The sequence below is a fragment of the Vibrio sp. 2132-1 genome, from assembly GCF_033344315.1.
In genome coordinates, this window is sequence record NZ_JAWPON010000018.1 from 1 (window position 1) to 17,544 (window position 17,544).

At 47.5% G+C, this 17,544-nt stretch carries 21 protein-coding genes; 11 read left to right on the forward strand and 10 right to left on the reverse strand.

Annotated features, from left to right (window positions below; genetic code table 11):
- Positions 1-84: 84 nt before the first annotated feature.
- A complete protein-coding gene (locus tag R8N47_RS18520; RefSeq protein WP_005379096.1) occupies positions 85-633 on the forward strand; it encodes a gamma carbonic anhydrase family protein in 549 nt (182 codons plus the stop codon).
- Positions 634-640: 7 nt separating this feature from the next.
- Here R8N47_RS18520 and R8N47_RS18525 read toward each other — a convergent pair whose 3' ends face one another.
- From R8N47_RS18525 to R8N47_RS18540, 4 genes are all read right to left on the reverse strand, one after another.
- The gene (locus R8N47_RS18525; protein ID WP_064354420.1) at positions 641-904 is read right to left on the reverse strand and encodes a DUF1488 domain-containing protein; all 264 of its coding nucleotides are present in this window, start codon (positions 902-904) and stop codon (positions 641-643) included.
- Positions 905-907: 3 nt separating this feature from the next.
- Positions 908-1,741: a shikimate dehydrogenase gene (aroE, locus tag R8N47_RS18530; RefSeq protein ID WP_033906569.1), complete on the reverse strand. Its 834-nt coding sequence runs from the start codon at positions 1,739-1,741 to the stop codon at positions 908-910.
- Between the two features lie 101 nt (positions 1,742-1,842).
- Positions 1,843-2,760, reverse strand: a complete 918-nt coding sequence (gene hemF / locus R8N47_RS18535; protein ID WP_054579451.1) for an oxygen-dependent coproporphyrinogen oxidase — start codon at positions 2,758-2,760, stop codon at positions 1,843-1,845.
- 47 nt (positions 2,761-2,807) lie between these two features.
- Positions 2,808-3,365, reverse strand: a complete 558-nt coding sequence (locus R8N47_RS18540; protein WP_005379084.1) for an L-threonylcarbamoyladenylate synthase — start codon at positions 3,363-3,365, stop codon at positions 2,808-2,810.
- 199 nt (positions 3,366-3,564) lie between these two features.
- On the opposite strand from R8N47_RS18540, the gene purE reads away from it, so the two are divergent.
- Together purE and R8N47_RS18550 are read left to right on the forward strand one after the other, a co-directional pair.
- Complete coding sequence (purE, locus tag R8N47_RS18545) at positions 3,565-4,050, forward strand: 5-(carboxyamino)imidazole ribonucleotide mutase (protein ID WP_064354421.1); 486 nt, start codon at positions 3,565-3,567, stop codon at positions 4,048-4,050.
- A 4-nt stretch (positions 4,051-4,054) separates the two neighbouring features.
- Positions 4,055-5,188, forward strand: a complete 1,134-nt coding sequence (locus tag R8N47_RS18550) for a 5-(carboxyamino)imidazole ribonucleotide synthase (protein ID WP_064354422.1) — start codon at positions 4,055-4,057, stop codon at positions 5,186-5,188.
- A gap of 65 nt (positions 5,189-5,253) precedes the next feature.
- Here the strand turns inward: R8N47_RS18550 and R8N47_RS18555 are convergent, their stop codons facing one another.
- From R8N47_RS18555 to R8N47_RS18570, 4 genes are all read right to left on the reverse strand, one after another.
- Positions 5,254-5,823, reverse strand: coding sequence for a type I DNA topoisomerase (locus R8N47_RS18555; protein ID WP_047102572.1), 570 nt, complete (start codon positions 5,821-5,823; stop codon positions 5,254-5,256).
- Positions 5,824-5,899: 76 nt separating this feature from the next.
- Entirely contained in the window at positions 5,900-6,379 is a 480-nt protein-coding gene (locus R8N47_RS18560; RefSeq protein ID WP_005379074.1) for a DUF494 family protein, read from the reverse strand.
- 2 nt (positions 6,380-6,381) lie between these two features.
- Complete coding sequence (dprA, locus tag R8N47_RS18565) at positions 6,382-7,491, reverse strand: DNA-processing protein DprA (RefSeq protein ID WP_053304037.1); 1,110 nt, start codon at positions 7,489-7,491, stop codon at positions 6,382-6,384.
- A complete protein-coding gene (locus R8N47_RS18570) occupies positions 7,475-8,569 on the reverse strand; it encodes a LysM peptidoglycan-binding domain-containing protein (RefSeq protein ID WP_213913932.1) in 1,095 nt (364 codons plus the stop codon). Before R8N47_RS18570 ends, dprA begins: the two co-directional genes overlap by 17 nt.
- 138 nt (positions 8,570-8,707) lie before the next feature.
- Between R8N47_RS18570 and def the strand changes: the two genes are divergently transcribed.
- From def to R8N47_RS18600, 6 genes are all read left to right on the forward strand, one after another.
- Positions 8,708-9,226 carry a peptide deformylase gene (def, locus tag R8N47_RS18575; protein WP_064354423.1) on the forward strand — a complete coding sequence of 173 codons (519 nt, stop codon included), beginning with the start codon at positions 8,708-8,710 and terminating at the stop codon, positions 9,224-9,226.
- A gap of 33 nt (positions 9,227-9,259) precedes the next feature.
- Complete coding sequence (gene fmt / locus R8N47_RS18580) at positions 9,260-10,207, forward strand: methionyl-tRNA formyltransferase (RefSeq protein ID WP_318070364.1); 948 nt, start codon at positions 9,260-9,262, stop codon at positions 10,205-10,207.
- A gap of 80 nt (positions 10,208-10,287) precedes the next feature.
- Positions 10,288-11,571, forward strand: coding sequence for a 16S rRNA (cytosine(967)-C(5))-methyltransferase RsmB (gene rsmB, locus R8N47_RS18585; protein WP_318070365.1), 1,284 nt, complete (start codon positions 10,288-10,290; stop codon positions 11,569-11,571).
- Positions 11,572-11,634: 63 nt separating this feature from the next.
- Positions 11,635-13,011, forward strand: coding sequence for a Trk system potassium transporter TrkA (gene trkA / locus R8N47_RS18590; protein WP_005394041.1), 1,377 nt, complete (start codon positions 11,635-11,637; stop codon positions 13,009-13,011).
- Positions 13,012-13,020: 9 nt separating this feature from the next.
- A complete protein-coding gene (locus tag R8N47_RS18595) occupies positions 13,021-14,466 on the forward strand; it encodes a TrkH family potassium uptake protein (RefSeq protein WP_006742925.1) in 1,446 nt (481 codons plus the stop codon).
- A 25-nt stretch (positions 14,467-14,491) separates the two neighbouring features.
- On the forward strand, positions 14,492-15,076 hold the full coding sequence (locus tag R8N47_RS18600) for a DUF3157 family protein (RefSeq protein ID WP_006742924.1): 585 nt from the start codon (positions 14,492-14,494) through the stop codon (positions 15,074-15,076).
- Between the two features lie 38 nt (positions 15,077-15,114).
- On the opposite strand, the gene trhA is transcribed toward R8N47_RS18600, so the two are convergent.
- Both trhA and R8N47_RS18610 read right to left on the reverse strand, forming a co-directional pair.
- A complete protein-coding gene (gene trhA, locus R8N47_RS18605) occupies positions 15,115-15,768 on the reverse strand; it encodes a PAQR family membrane homeostasis protein TrhA (RefSeq protein WP_005394044.1) in 654 nt (217 codons plus the stop codon).
- Positions 15,769-15,838: 70 nt separating this feature from the next.
- On the reverse strand, positions 15,839-16,645 hold the full coding sequence (locus R8N47_RS18610; protein WP_005394045.1) for a sporulation protein: 807 nt from the start codon (positions 16,643-16,645) through the stop codon (positions 15,839-15,841).
- 296 nt (positions 16,646-16,941) lie between these two features.
- On the opposite strand from R8N47_RS18610, the gene R8N47_RS18615 reads away from it, so the two are divergent.
- Positions 16,942-17,109 carry a hypothetical protein gene (locus R8N47_RS18615; protein WP_005379043.1) on the forward strand — a complete coding sequence of 56 codons (168 nt, stop codon included), beginning with the start codon at positions 16,942-16,944 and terminating at the stop codon, positions 17,107-17,109.
- A gap of 166 nt (positions 17,110-17,275) precedes the next feature.
- Complete coding sequence (locus R8N47_RS18620) at positions 17,276-17,542, forward strand: YihD family protein (RefSeq protein WP_047010287.1); 267 nt, start codon at positions 17,276-17,278, stop codon at positions 17,540-17,542.
- The last annotated feature ends 2 nt before the right edge of the window (positions 17,543-17,544 follow it).

Genomic DNA, 17,544 nt, shown 5'->3' on the forward strand with positions numbered 1-17,544 from the left:
TGGGTGTTTTTTATTCTAAAAGGCGAGTTTTCACTACTATTCTACCTCCATACACCCTGTAATCGCCCTGAATAAGGAAAAAAGATGAGCTCAATGAGAAGCTACAAAGGTATAAAGCCTGAACTTGGTGAGCGTGTTTACGTTGACCCAACCTCTGTTTTAGTCGGTGATATCCGAATTGGCGATGATTCTAGCATTTGGCCACTGGTAGCAGCGCGAGGTGATGTAAACCACATTCACATTGGTGATCGAACGAATATTCAAGATGGCAGTGTTTTGCATGTCACCCATAAGAACGCCGAAAACCCAAACGGCTACCCATTGATTATTGGTAATGACGTTACGATTGGCCACAAAGTGATGCTGCACGGTTGTGAGATCCACGATCGTGTTTTGGTTGGTATGGGAGCTATTGTTTTAGATGCTGTTGTAATTGAGTCAGAGGTGATGATCGGAGCAGGCAGTTTAGTGCCACCTGGGAAAGTATTAGAAAGTGGCTACTTATATGTTGGAAGCCCAGTAAAACAAGCTCGCCCTCTATCAGAAAAAGAACGAGCTTTCTTGCAAAAGTCTGCCAATAACTATGTGCAGAACAAAAACGACTACTTAAATGAAGTAAAAGACTTGAACTAAAGCCCTGTTAACCGATGATGATATGGCCTTCTTCGTTGAAGGCTTCATCTTCTATTAGCTCTTCAGCCATTTCTTCTAGGTCGAATCGGTAATCAGTAAACACTTTAATTGCCGCTTGCTCAGTTTCAATCAGTGAACCACTGAGCTTTTCTAACTTTTGTTTCGTCACAAAGCACACTATTTGTGCGCCTGATTGTTGCGCCGAAAAGTTTATCGATTGTGATACTTCATCCCATGATTGAATATCTGGGAATAAGATGGATTGATTCATCGCTTATTGACCTTCAAGGTTCTTTCTTAGTTCTCTGAGAATTTGTTTGGCACCAGGACGTAAGCCACGCCAGAGCATAAAGCTTTCCGCAGCCTGCCCAACTAACATTCCAAGACCATCATACGCATGAGCGGCGCCATTATCTTTTGCCCATAAGTTAAAGCTCGTCACCCCTTTGCCATAAATCATGTCATAGCTTGTACTGTTAGCGGCAAAGATGGAGGATGAAATAGTCGGCAGTTCACCACTTAGAGAAGCGGATGTGGAGTTAATGATGACATCATACTCTTCATCAATACTTGCCATCTCTTTGGCGAGGATAGGACCGTGAGAGACAAACAGCTCTGCAAGCTCCTGTGCTTTACTAAAGGTACGGTTGGTAATGGTTAAAGAGGTCGGCTTTTGATCAAGTAGTGGCTTAATAACACCACGAGCGGCACCACCAGCGCCAATAATTAGGATTCGCGCGCCTTCCAATACAACCTGATGCTGAAGCAGATCTTGCACTAAACCTGCACCATCAGTGTTGTCACCGATGATTTCACCATCGTCTAACTTCTTGAGGGTATTTACCGCGCCTGCTAACTGAGCCCGTTCTGTCAATCGACTAGCAAATTGATAAGCATCTTCTTTAAATGGCATAGTGATGTTGCACCCCTTGCCACCTTCAGCAAAAAACACCTTCGCCGCGTCAATAAAACCATCAACAGGTGCACTTTCTGCGGTATACACCAAAGATTGATTAGTTTGACGAGCAAACAAGGTGTGAATGAATGGCGACTTACTGTGTCCGATAGGATTACCAAACACGGCATAGCGATCGATTTGCTGGGTCATTTCCTTACCTTTGTTCCTTACTTAGATATAGAGAAAACAGGGCCACCTGATTACAGATGACCCTATCACTATCTATCTATATAGAAAAGGAGATTCCGTGCTTACCACTCTCGGGCCGTTAGGTATCGCTCGTAAAGTTCAGCTTCTGGCGATCCCGCTTCTGGCTCGTAGCAGTACTCCCAGCGAGCGAGCGGCGGCATTGACATCAGAATCGACTCAGTACGCCCACCACTTTGTAAACCAAATAAGGTGCCACGGTCATACACTAAGTTGAACTCTACGTAACGGCCGCGACGATATAGTTGGAATTCACGCTCACGCTCACCATACTTGATCTCTTTACGACGAGAAACGATCGGCAAGTAAGCCTGGCAATAGCCTTCACCCACTGCTTTGATGTAAGCAAAACACTTATCAAATTCCCACTGGTTTAGATCATCAAAGAACAAACCGCCAACACCGCGAGTTTCATTACGATGTGGTAGGAAGAAGTATTTGTCACACCATGCTTTATGCTCTTGGTAAACATCGTCACCAAATGGCGCACAAAGCAGTTTTGCAGTGTCGTGCCATGATTGGCAATCTTCTTCAAATGGATAGAACGGCGTTAGGTCAAAACCACCACCAAACCACCAAATTGGGTCTTCGCCATCTTTTTCTGCAATAAAGAAGCGGACATTGGCGTGTGAAGTCGGTACGTAAGGGTTTTTAGGGTGAATAACCAAAGAAACACCCATCGCTTCAAAACGACGACCCGCTAGCTCTGGGCGATGCGCTGTCGCAGATGCTGGCATTTCTTTCCCTTCCACATGCGAGAAGTTCACGCCTCCCTGCTCGAAAACAAGGCCATCACGCAAAACACGTGAGCGACCACCGCCACCCAGACGCTCTCCTTTTTCACGTTGCCATGCATCTTCGACAAAGACGGCCTTTCCATCTTCTTGTTCTAACTGCTGACAAATGGAGTCCTGAAGTGACATCAAGAACTGCTTTACGGCGTGCTTATCGATCGCTGACATACGTTATTACCTATTACGTGAAACCTAATGATGGCTGGCTAGCAGGGTTAACCCTGTCTTAATATTTGTGAAGTTTTGGCGTCACGAATCTCGCTGGGTTTATCACGACCGCTGGTCTCGCCACGAAGAATGGCGACCAGCTTATCACCCAACTGTTCTTCGACTTCTTCCGTGGTCATACACGGTGGTAAGCCGGAAAGATTCGCGCTGGTAGAGGTTAACGGCTTTCCGAATGCATTACACATTTTTTGCACCAAAGGATGATCAGTCACACGAACCGCAATTGAATCAAACTGCCCTGAAACCCAGTTGGATACTTTATCGCTCGCTGGCATGATCCAAGTGTATGGGCCTGGCCAAGTGGCATGAACAGTCTGTAATTGTTCTTCAGTCAACTGAGATTCATCAATATAAGGCAAGAGCTGATCGTAACTTGCAGCGATGAGAATCAGCCCTTTTTCTACCGGACGCTGCTTGAGCTCTAATAGCTTTTGAATTGCTTCTGGGTTATCTGGATCACATCCGACACCAAAAACCCCTTCTGTTGGATAGGCAATCACTTCGCCTTGCTTGAGTGCGTTGAGCACTTGTTCAAAGTTATCCACCGATTACTTCCTATTTGTTTGACTGTGTTGTTTTCACTAAGTGTACAAATATTCATTCTCAGACACTAAAGCAATTTTTTTATAAAATGTATCAATAGCGCCAACAACAAGACGCAAACGTTTGCTTGAGATAAAAATCCCCGTATAATGCGCACAAATTTATAGCTCACCTAATTTTTGCAGCTTAAAGGAGTTTGAGATGAAAGTCGGTATCATCATGGGTTCTAAATCCGATTGGCCAACCATGAAACTAGCAGCGGACATGCTAGATCAATTTGGCGTGCCTTACGAAACAAAAGTCGTGTCAGCACACCGAACTCCTCAATTACTGGCTGACTACGCCAGTGGCGCAAAAGAACGCGGCATCAAAGTTATCATCGCAGGCGCAGGTGGTGCAGCCCACCTACCTGGTATGGCGGCGGCGTTTACTAGTTTGCCAGTGCTTGGGGTTCCCGTTCAGTCTCGTGCACTGAAAGGTATGGATTCACTGCTTTCTATTGTACAGATGCCAAAGGGAATTGCGGTTGGTACATTGGCGATTGGCGAAGCGGGCGCAGCAAACGCCGGTATCCTAGCTGCGCAAATCCTAGGCACTCATGATGAAAACATCATGGCGAAGGTAGAAGCATTCCGTAATGAGCAAACGGAAACAGTTCTCGCAAATGCAAACCCTGCAGAGGATTAATCAGATGCATGTACTGGTTCTTGGTGCGGGTCAGTTGGCTCGTATGATGTCTCTGGCTGGTGCGCCACTGAATATTCAAATTTCAGCTTACGATGTCAGCAGCGGTGATGTCGTTCACCCTTTAACTCAACAGGTACTTAGCCATGGCTTGGAAAATGCGATTACGCAAGTTGATGTGATTACTGCCGAGTTCGAGCATATTCCACATGACGTGCTCAAGGTTTGCGAAGCGAGCGGCAAGTTCCTACCAAGTACGCAAGCCATCAAAGCAGGTGGTGATCGCCGTATTGAAAAAGCACTGCTTGATGATGCTGGCGTGCGCAACGCGAAATACTACGTCATTGAAACTCGTGAAGACTTTGAGCGCGCAATTGAACACGTTGGTATGCCAATGGTTCTGAAAAGTGCATTGGGTGGCTACGATGGTAAAGGCCAATGGCGCTTAAAAGAAGCTTCTCAAGTCGACGACATTTGGACTGAGATGGCAGAGTGCATTGCCGCAACACCAACTCAAGCGATTGTTGCTGAGGAATTTGTCCCTTTTAACCGCGAAGTTTCACTGGTTGGTGCTCGCGGTAAAGATGGCAGCGTTGAAGTGTACCCTCTGGCAGAGAACGTCCACACCAATGGTGTATTGAGCCTTTCTACTGCGATTGATGCACCAGAGTTGCAAGAGCAAGCAAAACAGATGTTCACGGCCGTTGCCAACAGCTTGAATTACGTTGGTGTGCTAACGCTGGAGTTCTTCGATGTTGACGGTACTTTGCTAGTCAATGAAATCGCACCACGCGTACACAACTCTGGTCATTGGACTCAACAGGGTGCAGAAACCTGTCAATTTGAGAATCATCTACGCGCCGTGTGCGGCATGCCTTTGGGTAGCACGAAGTTGGTTCGTGAAACCTCGATGATTAATATTCTTGGTGAAGACACACTACCAGAAGCATTGCTAGCGATGGATGGTTGCCACATTCATTGGTACGGCAAAGAAAAACGTGCGGGTCGCAAGATGGGCCACATCAACGTATGTGGTGACTACACTGGCGAACTTAATCGTAAACTTTGTGCATTAGCAGACGTATTGGATGAACAGGCTTTCCCTGCCGTACATGAATTTGCCAAGCAGTGGCAAGCATAGAAAAGCAGCGGAATAAATAGCAAAAGGGTCGCACGATGCGACCCTTTTTAATTCCTTTGATATATTTACCCTTGCTGGGTGTGCTGACACTTACGATTAGCACATTGCAATTTCACACCACTGGCTAGTTTCTTCTCCACCAACAGAGTAAAACCACACTCTTCGCATCGCCCCTTGACCGGAGCAAGGTTCACAGCAAATTTGCATTTAGGGTAGTTGTCACACGCGTAGAATGTTTTTCCAAATCGGGTTTTACGCCCAACCAAATGTCCTTTGCCACATTCAGGGCAAGCGTGTTGCTCTTGTGACTGCGCCTCTGGCTCTGGTTGATTAATCGACTCAATATGATGACAAGCCGGGTAGTTACTACAACCGACGAACATACCGTAGCGCCCTTGGCGGAGAACCAACTCATTGCCACACTCAGGACAAGGCACACCCAACTCTTTCACGATGTGACCATCATTGCTGTGTAGCGGTTTAATGTAATCACAGCTTGGGTAATGGTTACAGCCGAGGAATGGGCCATGTTTTCCGTGCTTGAGAGTCAGCTCACCACCACATTTTGGACACGGCTCGTGCTCCAAAGCGTGTTCATGGGCAGAGAAAAGGGTGTTGTCGATTTTACTACTCATACTTACCGTTTCGTGAAAAACACACAAAAAGACAAGCTCGCGTTTATTCTAGTTAAACTCGAACTTGCCCAGATGGTTAGTGAAGAATCCCTTGTTCCTTGGTGTACAACAGCTCTTCCATTAGCGTGTAAGCGTTTTCGTTGCCAGGCACATTAAACAGCACCATCAGAATGATCCATTTGAGATCTTCAAGCTCAAACTCACTCGTTTCTAATCCCATCACTCGGTCAATCACCATTTCGCGAGTTTCTGTGGTTAACACATTGATTTGCTCGAGAAACAATAGAAACCCTCGGCATTCCAAATCTAAACGCTGCATCTCTTTCGCTGTGTAGATACGAGTTGATGACGAAGCCATGCAAGTCGAGATTGCAGAAGAGGTGTCACTTTGCTGCAATGCGGCAAGCTCTTCTAACCAGACAAGGGCTTTGTAGATATCTTTTTGTTGGAAGCCTGCACGAAGCAACTCTTCTTCCAACTCGTCTTGTTCGACCTGTAACTCTGCATCGCTATGGATGTAGGTTTCGAATAGATACATCAGTATATCCATCATCATAGCTAGCCCCTCCCCTTTCGAATATAGCCACCTGAAACCGCAACGACATGCCCAGAGAGTTCTAACTCTAAGAGCTGCATCATGACTTCTTGGACAGGTATATTGGTCCTGTTTGCAAGAATATCAACCGGTGTAGCTTCACTTCCTACGTTAGCTAACAGCTGAGGAAATGGCAATTCTTCTTCATCATTTAACGTAGAAAATAAATCAGTACTCTGATTAATAGACCAATCAAGCAAGGACTGTATTTCATCTAAGACATCTTTCGTCTTTTCTACGAGGCAAGCGCCATGACGTATCAACTGGTTTCCACCGCAGGCATTGGGGGCATTGATTGACGCTGGCAGCGCAAATACTTCTCGACCTTGCTCAAGCGCGTAACGAGCTGTAATTAACGAGCCGCTCTTTTTCGCCGCCTCGACGACCAGTACACCAAGCGATAATCCACTAATAATACGATTACGACGCGGGAAGTTTTCTGGGCGCGGCTTGGCATTAGGCCGAAACTCAGACACCAAAGCCCCATATTCAATAACACGTTGCGCTAAACCACGATGACGTGCCGGATAAATATTTTCTAAGCCAGATCCTAGCACCGCAATCGTCTTACCACCCGCTTGCAACGCACCATCATGCGCATGACCATCAATGCCTAAAGCGAGACCACTGGTGACAATAAAATCGTGCTGAACAAACTCTGCAGCAAACTGACGTGCATGCTGTAATCCATCAATACTCGCATTTCGACTGCCAACCATCGCGATTTGTGGCTGAGAGAGACAAGTAGGGTTTCCTTGAACAAAAAGTAGAGGTGGCGGTGCAACGATTTGTTTGAGTTGAGGTGGATAACGCGGGTCAGTCAGTGTCAGGATATGATGATTTGTAGAAGCCTCAAGCCAGCTTAAACAAGCATCGACTTCTTTATCTGTTGAAGCCCAAGCTTGAATTTGCTTAGTTGTTAACCCAAGTTGTTGTAGCTGTTCAGGAGAGAAGTTTACGATGTTACGTGGCGTGTCTCTTGCCAGTAGCTTATTCATTTTGACGCCGCCAATGCCTGGTAAACAACTCAGTTTTAACCAGGCAGCGAGATCATCGTTATTTCGTCGATTCATCGATGGTTAATTCGTCCGCCAACGGTGACACCACCGAAATATCTTGGTTAATGGGTTTCGTACTGTTAGTGATCAGTGCCAAGCTAAAGTACTCATAAGGACGAATGACCAGCAACTCACCAACTTTGCTTTGAGGCAAAGTAATTTTCTTATCAAGCACGCCAAACTCTTTCTTGAACTCATCGCCGTCTTTGTAAACTGGGTGCGCGTCTTCTTTTAAATCAAACACACTGCCTTGCTTGAGATTATCTGACGTGCCTTTATCAATCACCACGACTTGGTTAGTTGAACTAAAGCGAATACCTTCGATATTACCTAGCAACTTTGCAGAACTGCCTTGTGGCGACGGCAGCGGATAGAACGTAGTCGTGAAGTCAGTATTCTCAACCGATTGATTTGGCAACGCGATATCGTTACGTAGGATTTCTTGCATTTGCGATGTAAGCTTCAAACCTGAATAATCACTCGAAGCTTCAACGAGCTCGCCTTTGGCAATCAAACGCAGCGCGGTAATCTCTTCGGACACATCGACACGCGAAAAGGTAGCTACTGGTCGGTAAATAGCCCAACCTGTCGCGGTCTGATTGCCATTGATATACAGCACATCTTCTGTAGTCAGATACTTACTGCCTTTGCTGCTACCCATCACTTTTGCAGCATTGTTCAACGAATCTTTATCTAGCAACCGATCCGATTTGAGGTAAGGCATCACCAAACCTTCCGCGACCGTTGGTACGGCTTTCTTTTCTGTGATGCGAGCTTTCGGGCTCAGCTTCTTAACCGGTTTTAGGCTCAACACGGGCTGACCGTTAATCCACACCAAAGACAGCTTGTCTCCGGGATAAATTAAATGAGGGTTATCGATTTCTGGGTTTACTTGCCATAAACGAGGCCACAACCACGGGCTATCCAAGTACATGGCCGAAATATCCCATAGCGTATCGCCCTTCACAACTACATATGCTTGTGGCGCATCATCTTTAACAGTCAGTGGGTTCGCATCCACATTTGCTACAGCGTTGAAAGAGAAAAGTAACGGCAACGTAACACTGGCAACGTTGCGGAAAATTCGATTCATGACCCTCGTCCTTGATCTATTAAGCAGGAACCAGAATGGAAATTGGTGCAAGGATGCTGTCATTTAGGCTATAAAATGTCTAGAATTGAGACAACAAGGTTTGTGCTGTTTCGGCACAGTTCAATATTTCGAGTGAATATGTCTGTATTACAAGTATTAACATTCCCGGATGATCGCCTGCGCACAGTCGCAAAGCCTGTTGAAGCGGTGACACCTGAGATTCAAAAAATCGTCGATGACATGATTGAAACCATGTACGACGAAGAAGGTATTGGCCTTGCTGCAACGCAGGTTGATATCCACAAACGTATCGTAGTGATTGATATTTCAGAAACTCGCGATGAGCCGATGGTGCTTATCAACCCTGAGATTCTGGAAAAGCGTGGTGAAGACGGCATCGAAGAAGGCTGTCTATCGGTACCAGGTGCTCGCGCACTTGTGCCTCGCGCTGCTGAAGTTACGGTTAAAGCCCTAGATCGCGACGGCAAAGAATACACATTTGACGCTGACGATCTGCTAGCAATCTGCGTTCAACACGAACTAGACCACCTAATGGGTAAACTGTTCGTTGATTACCTATCGCCACTTAAGCGTAAGCGTATTCAAGACAAGCTAGCGAAAATCAAACGCTTTAACGAGAAACAGCAAAACGCTTAATCTCGATACAATTTAATTAGAAGGAAGCCTACCTTGAGTCAGTCTTTACGTATTGTCTTTGCAGGTACTCCGGATTTCGCCGCCCGTCACTTGGCGGCGTTGTTGTCTTCGGAGCACGAAGTAATTGCGGTATACACTCAACCAGACCGCCCAGCAGGTCGTGGTAAGAAGCTTACTGCCAGCCCAGTGAAAACCATCGCGCTTGAGCACGATATTCCGGTATACCAGCCAGAAAACTTCAAATCAGATGAAGCCAAGCAAGAGCTTGCTGATCTGAACGCCGACATCATGGTGGTTGTGGCTTACGGTCTATTGCTTCCACAAGTCGTGCTAGATACGCCTAAACTGGGCTGTATTAACGTGCACGGTTCGATTCTTCCTCGCTGGCGTGGTGCAGCTCCTATCCAACGCTCAATTTGGGCTGGTGATGCAGAAACAGGTGTAACCATCATGCAGATGGACATTGGCTTGGATACAGGTGACATGCTGAAAATCGCAACTCTGCCAATCGAAGCGACAGATACCAGCGCTTCAATGTACGAGAAATTGGCTGAGCTTGGCCCAGAAGCCCTGATTGACTGCTTAGCCGACATTGCTGCGGGTAAAGCAGTGCCAGTGAAGCAAGACGATGAGCTAGCGAACTACGCGAAAAAACTCAGCAAAGAAGAAGCACGCATTAACTGGAACGACGATGCGGCTCACATTGAGCGCTGCGTTCGTGCATTTAACCCATGGCCAATGAGCCACTTTGAGGCGGCAGAAAATAACATCAAAGTATGGCAAAGCCGTGTGGCAGAGCAAACCAGTGACAAACCAGCCGGCACCATCGTGCAAGCAGATAAAACCGGTATTTATGTTGCGACAGGCAACGGCGTACTGGTGCTAGAGCAACTGCAAGTTCCTGGCAAAAAAGCCATGTCAGTTCAGGATATTCTGAATTCGCGTGCGGCTTGGTTTGAAGTCGGCACTCTGCTGGTTTAAGCCATACTAGGGGTTATTATCCCCAATAATACGAACTTTTAGAGGGCAGAGATGCCCTCCTTTACTTTAAGGTACTCATCATGAATGTTCGCGCTGCGGCTGCTAACGTCCTGTATCTTGTCGTCGACAAGGGCCACTCACTTTCAAGCGCTCTTCCAGCGGCTCAACAAACGGTACGACCTCGTGACCACGCTCTGTTACAAGAGATCTGTTACGGTGCGCTACGTTACCTACCTCGCCTAGAAATGATCGCAAACCAGTTGATGGATAAGCCCCTCAAAGGCAAACAACGTGTATTCCATCACCTAATTCTGGTTGGTATTTACCAACTGAGCTTCATGCGCATTCCTGCACACGCAGCTGTCGGTGAAACGGTTGAAGGCACTAAAGAGCTGAAAGGTCCTCGTCTGCGTGGTTTGATTAACGCAGTATTGCGTAACTACCAACGCAACCAAGAAGAACTCGACCAAATGGCCGTCAGCAACAACGCTGGCAAGTTCGGTCACCCAAGCTGGTTACTAAAACTGCTGCAAGAGGCCTACCCACAGCAATGGGAAAGCATTGTTGAAGCGAACAACCAAAAAGCACCAATGTGGCTGCGTGTGAACCATCAACACCACACTCGTGATGAATACCTTGCGCTGCTCAAAAATGAAAACATTGATAGCACGCCACACACAGAAGCAATGGACGCCATAAAATTGGCCGCGCCATGTGACGTGATGAAGCTACCTGGTTTTGAGAAAGGTTGGGTTTCAGTACAAGATGCGGCAGCGCAGCTCTCGATCAACTACCTAAAACCACAAGACGGCGAACTGATTTTAGATTGCTGTGCAGCGCCAGGTGGCAAGACGGCACACATTCTAGAGCGCACGTCGGGCAGTGAAGTGGTCGCGATTGACTGCGACGACACACGCTTGAAACGTGTGCATGAAAACCTGAAGCGTCTCAACCTTCAGGCAAAAGTGGTTTGCGGTGATGCGCGTAATCCACAAGAATGGTGGCAAGGCGAGCAATTTGATCGCATTTTGCTGGATGCCCCATGTTCTGCGACTGGCGTGATTCGTCGTCACCCAGACATCAAATGGCTACGTCGTGCAGACGACATCGCCGCATTAGCAGAGCTACAAAGTGAAATTTTTGATGCCATGTGGACGCAACTGAAGCCCGGCGGCACAATGGTTTACGCGACTTGTTCAATCACACCGCAAGAAAACATGGAGCAAGTAAAAGCGTTTTTAGCACGTACCGCGGATGCGCAACTGCTGGATTCTGATCCCGACCAGCCTGGTCGTCAAATTCTACCAGGCGAAGAAGATATGGATGGTTTCTACTACGCAGTGCTAACCAAAACACACGCGTAACAGCATGCTAAATAGGGCGATTGGAGTGATTTCAATCGCCTTTTTCAGATACGAGAAAAGAGTATGAAGATCATTATTCTTGGTGCAGGTCAGGTTGGCGGCACACTGGCAGAAAACCTAGTGGGTGAAAACAACGACATCACCATCGTCGACAATAATGCCGACCGACTGCGTGAATTGCAGGACAAATACGACCTGCGTGTGGTCAATGGCCATGCGAGCCACCCAGACGTGCTGCACGAAGCGGGTGCACAAGACGCCGATATGCTCGTCGCGGTGACCAATACTGATGAAACCAACATGGCCGCCTGCCAAGTCGCGTTCACTCTATTCAACACCCCAAACCGCGTTGCACGTATTCGCTCTCCAGAATATCTGGCTGAAAAAGAAGCCCTGTTTAAATCTGGCGCCATTCCTGTCGATCACCTTATCGCACCAGAAGAACTCGTTACGAGCTACATCGAACGTCTGATCCAATACCCAGGCGCGCTGCAAGTGGTGAGCTTTGCTGAACAGAAAGTCAGCCTAGTGGCAGTAAAAGCCTACTACGGTGGCCCGCTGGTGGGTAATGCGCTGTCTGCTTTGCGTGAGCACATGCCGCACATCGATACCCGTGTGGCGGCGATTTTCCGTCAAGGTCGCCCGATTCGTCCTCAAGGCACCACCATCATTGAAGCAGACGATGAAGTGTTCTTCGTTGCAGCAAGTAATCATATTCGCTCAGTGATGAGTGAGCTTCAGCGCCTAGAAAAACCGTACCGCCGCATCATGATTGTTGGCGGGGGTAACATCGGTGCCAGTCTCGCAAAGCGCTTAGAACAAAACTACAGCGTGAAGCTGATTGAACGTAACTACCAACGTGCAGAGAAACTGTCAGAAGAGCTAGAAAACACCATTGTGTTCTGCGGCGACGCGGCAGACCAAGAGCTTCTCTCGGAAGAGAACATCGACCAAGTCGACGTCTTCATCGCACTGACCAACGAAGATGAAACCAACATCATGTCTGCGATGTTGGCAAAACGCATGGGTGCGAAAAAAGTAATGGTGCTGATCCAACGTGGCGCTTATGTAGATCTGGTACAAGGCGGCGTAATTGATGTGGCAATCTCACCACAGCAAGCGACCATTTCCGCCTTGCTGACGCACGTGCGTCGCGCTGATATCGTAAACGTGTCCTCACTTCGTCGCGGCGCTGCGGAAGCCATTGAAGCCGTCGCTCACGGTGATGAAAGTACATCGAAAGTGGTTGGGCGTGCGATTGGCGACATCAAACTCCCACCTGGGACCACCATTGGTGCTATCGTTCGTGGCGAAGAAGTCCTTATTGCCCACGACCGTACGGTCATCGAGCAGGATGACCATGTGGTGATGTTCCTGGTCAACAAAAAATACGTATCAGACGTCGAAGCGCTATTCCAGCCGAGTCCATTCTTCCTCTAGGATTTTCCTATGGTCAACTTACGTCCCGTACTGTTTGTTATCGGGCTGGTTTTATCCAAACTGGCCCTGTTTATGTACGTGCCGACTTTGGTCGCTTTCTTTACCGGTACGGGGGGATTCCTCGATTTCGCCCAAGCCGTTGTGATCACGCACCTTGCCGCCTTCATTTGCCTAACGATCGGTCGAACCGCCAAGTTCAAACTCAGCGTACGCGATATGTTCCTCATCACCAGTTTGGTTTGGACCATCGCCAGTGCGTTTGCCGCCTTGCCGTTTGTGTTCATCAACCACATCAGCTTCACCGACGCCTACTTCGAAACGATGTCGGGTATCACCACGACGGGCTCAACGGTGCTCAGTGGCCTAGACAACATGGCGCCGAGCATCTTGCTGTGGCGCTCTATTTTGCAGTGGCTTGGGGGGATTGGTTTTATCGTAATGGCGGTGGCGGTGCTACCTATGCTCAATGTCGGTGGTATGAAGCTATTCCAAACCGAATCATCCGATTGGTCGGATAAAAGTAGCCCGAGAGCAAAAACGGTCGCCAAAAACATCGTAGCGGTTTATTTGATGCTTACTGGCTTATGCATTGTGGGCTACTTGGTCACCGGCATGAACCTGTTTGAAGCGATCAATCACGCCTTTACCACGCTATCAACGGGCGGATACTCTACATCCGACGGGTCGATGAACCACTTCTCTAATGGCGCACACTGGGTGGCCACTACCTTTATGTTCTTAGGTGGCTTGCCATTTTTGCTCTTCATCGCCGCGTTACGTAAACGCCGTATTGATGTATTGGTTAACGACGCTCAAGTTCGAGGATTCGCGTACCTGTTCGTTTTCTCAAGCTTAGTGATTTCAGCCTGGTTAGTGATTCGAGATGGATACACCATTTTGGATGCGCTGCGAGTGTCGATGTTTAATATCGTCTCTGTCGTCACCACAACGGGCTTTGGCTTAGAGGACTTCACCGCGTGGGGCGCATTACCCACAACTCTTTTTGCCTTCTTAATGATGGCGGGTGCATGTTCGGGGTCAACGTCTGGTGGGATCAAAATCTTCCGTTTCCAAATCGCAATGACACTGCTGAACAAACAGATGATGAAATTGATTCACCCTTCAGGTGTGTTTGTACAGCGCTACAACCAACGCCCAGTGAATGATGACATTGTTCGCTCGGTGGTCGCGTTTGGCTTGATGTTCTTTATCACCATAATCTTCATCGCGGGTTGCTTGAGTGCGCTGGGTTTAGACCCCATCACTAGCATCTCTGGTGCCATCACTGCGGTAGCCAACGTCGGCCCGGGTATGGGAAGCGTGATTGGACCGACGGGTAACTTCGCGCCTCTGCCAGATACCGCCAAGTGGCTTCTGAGCTTTGGCATGTTGATGGGCCGCTTGGAAATTCTGACTATTCTTGTACTGTTCTTCCCTGCGTTTTGGCGCCGTTAAGCAGACACAAATAAAAGGTATAACAATGAAAACATGGATCACTCTGGCGACCCTACTTGCCGCCTCATCCACATACGCCGCTGAAGTCATCACTTTAGCCGATGGTCGAGAAGTGAAGTTAAACGATGACTTTACTTGGGAATACGTCATGAAAAAACCTGCGCAGCAAGCAACAGAGACGCAAGCGACAATAGGCGCGGTTGAAACGATCGCAGCTCCCGCAATTGCGACAATTCCAGTTGTGACGAAAACTGTTGGCACTACTGTGGTGGTAAACGCCAAAAAGCCAACCATGCAGCTGTCTGACTCTGGTGTCGACGTACTGATTGGCTCCGCGAGCTATCAAGATGGTGAGCTCGTACTGCCAACGTCCATTACCAATCAAAGCTCACAATCGGTGATTCAAGTTGAAGTGGAAGTTCTGGTATTTGATATGTCTGGCCAGCAACTGGCGAAAGAAAAAGTCACAGTTTGGCAATCCATCAAGCGAATGGCGGATACTTACCTGCGACCACAACAAGCAGAACAGGGTAAAAGCATCAAACTGGCAGTGCCGCAGTCTCAGCAATACCAGTTTTCAGCCAAAGTGTTAGAAGTGAAAACTCGTTAATGTGATAACACATGTTTTGTCGAGTTCATATCTATCCGTTAGATAGGCTCGACAAAATAATAAATTGCGAAGAAGTGACACACACAACCCGCTAAAACGAAGCCGTGCCAAATCGCATGATTGAATGGAATACGCTTCGCAACGTAGAAAATCACCCCCAGTGAATACACAATCCCACCAGCTGCGAGTAATGTCAGTCCGCCAATATCCAAGTTGATCGCCAACTGATAAATCACAATCAACGACAGCCAGCCCATGACCAAATACGTCATCAAGGAAAGCTTTTTAAATCGGTAAACAAACGCGACTTTCATAATGATGCCGAGTAGAGCGATGGTCCAGATAACAATCATCAAACCAAACGCGAGCGGCGTACGTAAACTCACCAACAAAAAAGGCGTGTAACTGCCAGCAATGAGCAGATAAATGGCGCAGTGATCGAAAGTTTTTAGCCAGCGTTTGGCGTTGGGGTGCGGAATTGCATGATACAGCGTCGAAGCCAAAAATAGCACGATAATACTCGCACCGTAGACAGCCATACTGGCCAGCGTCAGCGTATCAGCTTGCTGGTCTATGGCTTTGATTAGCAGCAGTATCAAGCCAACAATACCAAAAATCATCCCAATGCCATGAGTGATGGTATTAGCCAGTTCTTCACGTTGACTGTATTGAGGTTTCTGCAGTTCAGACATCAATGCGCCTATACTAGAGTTTGAAATTTGCTCTAGTATGGCACATTAGGCTTACACGTGTAAGCTTAAATTAAGACTCATGAACGGCCGTGGTTTGATCGAGATAATTAAGTACAAGTTCACCCACTTGATCAAGCTTAGTCGTGGCTGGAATGGTCAACTCTCGTTTGAGTTTTCCGCTACCCAGTAAGCTTGCGAGCATGCCACCCTCGCCCTTGCGTGTGCGGTCAACTTCAAACCATAATTTGAGTTCTTGCTCGCTACGATGAGCGACAAATTCTAACTCACGCCACACACCATGGTATGGCCCGTCAGTCGGCACCATCTCAAATTCTTGCACAAATGGCAGGTCGAACCCTTTTACTTCCTCACACTCCACTTGGCGAATACGCAAACCTTGCGCTTCAAATGCGGATAACACCGCATCCATTAGTGGATCAGGTCGAACGGTGAGGATGTCTTTATCGGTCGGGTCTAAAGCAGCAGCAACGTCCAAGCCGGTTTCGAGCCACACTTTGGCGTCACCAATGGTGACAGGCGTATTCCAAGGCACATCGAGCTGAACATCGAAGGTACGCTCTTCGCCGGAATGGATGGTAAACGCATAAGGGAGGCTCCACTTAGCAAGCACATGAGTCTGAGGTACTCGGCGCATGCTGTGTCCTTCTCGCGCACCACGGTCATCAGGAGCTTCCGCGATATAGCGACAACACAGTTTTAAATCGATATTGTCGATCGCTTGTTCAGTGGCACCACCATAAACATGGATAGACACATCCACACTTTGACCAGGATATAGCACGTCTTGATTTAGGATTGAGTCGACCTTAGCGCTCCCAATCCCAAAACTGGCAAGTGTCTTCTTCAAAAATGACATAGGCACCTCCTTCGTCGAGATCTCATACTACTACTGCTGATCGAGGGATCAAACAAAAATTGCCTCGATCATCGCGACAAAATGACAAAATCTAAACAATTCAATTGCTCAACTATCGACCAATTATTACAAGGATGCTAATCTTATACGTGATATGCATGCATATCGGTATTCCTGATTCATTAACTGGATTGGCGAGAGCCAGAAGAGTGATTCTTCAATCTTGTTGGAGCCTAGCTCATAATGATTCAGGCCATTACATCGGCAATGGATATGCCTGACAGTTAGGTAAATTAATGCGCCCAACAACAGTCAGGTTCGCACACACTAATACTAGTGCAATGCGCCGCCGCAGTGGCTTTACTACTGCACCAAAGGCAAAGCAAGTTGCGCCAGCAATGACATTGGTTGAGAAGACAGCAATGATGTCGAGTGTTCCGGCCAAAGTTATCAAAGCAGCTTAATCAAAAGCGCGGCGCCAGCTGCGCTTTTTTCTTTGCACGCAACTCAAACCACCTCAACGACTTAGAACAAAACACAGTGAAATAGATAGTTTTTCCTATTTGGTCTTCGCAAAGCAATTTGGTACCTTTACAGCTAATTACACCTATAAATTCTGTGGAGAAAGAAATGAAGTGTCATCGCATTGAAGAGCTGCTTGAGCTACTAGAGCCTGAATGGCATAAAGACCAAGAAATGAACCTACTGCAGTTCATCGTGAAGCTAGCGAAAGAAGCAGGCTACGAAGGCAAGCTAGAAGATCTGACCGACGACGTGCTGATCTACCACCTTAAAATGCGTAACAGCAGCAAAGACGAAATGATCCCAGGTCTTAAGAAAGACCAAGAAGATGATTTTAAAACTGCGATTCTGCGCGCTCGTGGCGTCATCAAATAACC

What these genes read in the sequence shown, in the direction of transcription:
- R8N47_RS18520 (WP_005379096.1), top strand. Translation starts at nt 85, where the DNA reads ATGAGCTCAATGAGAAGCTACAAAGGTATAAAGCCTGAACTTGGTGAG.
- R8N47_RS18525 (WP_064354420.1), bottom strand. Translation starts at nt 904, where the DNA reads ATGAATCAATCCATCTTATTCCCAGATATTCAATCATGGGATGAAGTA.
- aroE (WP_033906569.1), bottom strand. Translation starts at nt 1,741, where the DNA reads ATGACCCAGCAAATCGATCGCTATGCCGTGTTTGGTAATCCTATCGGA.
- hemF (WP_054579451.1), bottom strand. Translation starts at nt 2,760, where the DNA reads ATGTCAGCGATCGATAAGCACGCCGTAAAGCAGTTCTTGATGTCACTT.
- purE (WP_064354421.1), top strand. Translation starts at nt 3,565, where the DNA reads ATGAAAGTCGGTATCATCATGGGTTCTAAATCCGATTGGCCAACCATG.
- R8N47_RS18550 (WP_064354422.1), top strand. Translation starts at nt 4,055, where the DNA reads ATGCATGTACTGGTTCTTGGTGCGGGTCAGTTGGCTCGTATGATGTCT.
- R8N47_RS18555 (WP_047102572.1), bottom strand. Translation starts at nt 5,823, where the DNA reads ATGAGTAGTAAAATCGACAACACCCTTTTCTCTGCCCATGAACACGCT.
- R8N47_RS18560 (WP_005379074.1), bottom strand. Translation starts at nt 6,379, where the DNA reads ATGATGATGGATATACTGATGTATCTATTCGAAACCTACATCCATAGC.
- dprA (WP_053304037.1), bottom strand. Translation starts at nt 7,491, where the DNA reads ATGAATCGACGAAATAACGATGATCTCGCTGCCTGGTTAAAACTGAGT.
- R8N47_RS18570 (WP_213913932.1), bottom strand. Translation starts at nt 8,569, where the DNA reads ATGAATCGAATTTTCCGCAACGTTGCCAGTGTTACGTTGCCGTTACTT.
- def (WP_064354423.1), top strand. Translation starts at nt 8,708, where the DNA reads ATGTCTGTATTACAAGTATTAACATTCCCGGATGATCGCCTGCGCACA.
- rsmB (WP_318070365.1), top strand. Translation starts at nt 10,288, where the DNA reads ATGAATGTTCGCGCTGCGGCTGCTAACGTCCTGTATCTTGTCGTCGAC.
- trkA (WP_005394041.1), top strand. Translation starts at nt 11,635, where the DNA reads ATGAAGATCATTATTCTTGGTGCAGGTCAGGTTGGCGGCACACTGGCA.
- R8N47_RS18595 (WP_006742925.1), top strand. Translation starts at nt 13,021, where the DNA reads ATGGTCAACTTACGTCCCGTACTGTTTGTTATCGGGCTGGTTTTATCC.
- R8N47_RS18600 (WP_006742924.1), top strand. Translation starts at nt 14,492, where the DNA reads ATGAAAACATGGATCACTCTGGCGACCCTACTTGCCGCCTCATCCACA.
- trhA (WP_005394044.1), bottom strand. Translation starts at nt 15,768, where the DNA reads ATGTCTGAACTGCAGAAACCTCAATACAGTCAACGTGAAGAACTGGCT.
- R8N47_RS18610 (WP_005394045.1), bottom strand. Translation starts at nt 16,645, where the DNA reads ATGTCATTTTTGAAGAAGACACTTGCCAGTTTTGGGATTGGGAGCGCT.
- R8N47_RS18615 (WP_005379043.1), top strand. Translation starts at nt 16,942, where the DNA reads ATGCGCCCAACAACAGTCAGGTTCGCACACACTAATACTAGTGCAATG.
- R8N47_RS18620 (WP_047010287.1), top strand. Translation starts at nt 17,276, where the DNA reads ATGAAGTGTCATCGCATTGAAGAGCTGCTTGAGCTACTAGAGCCTGAA.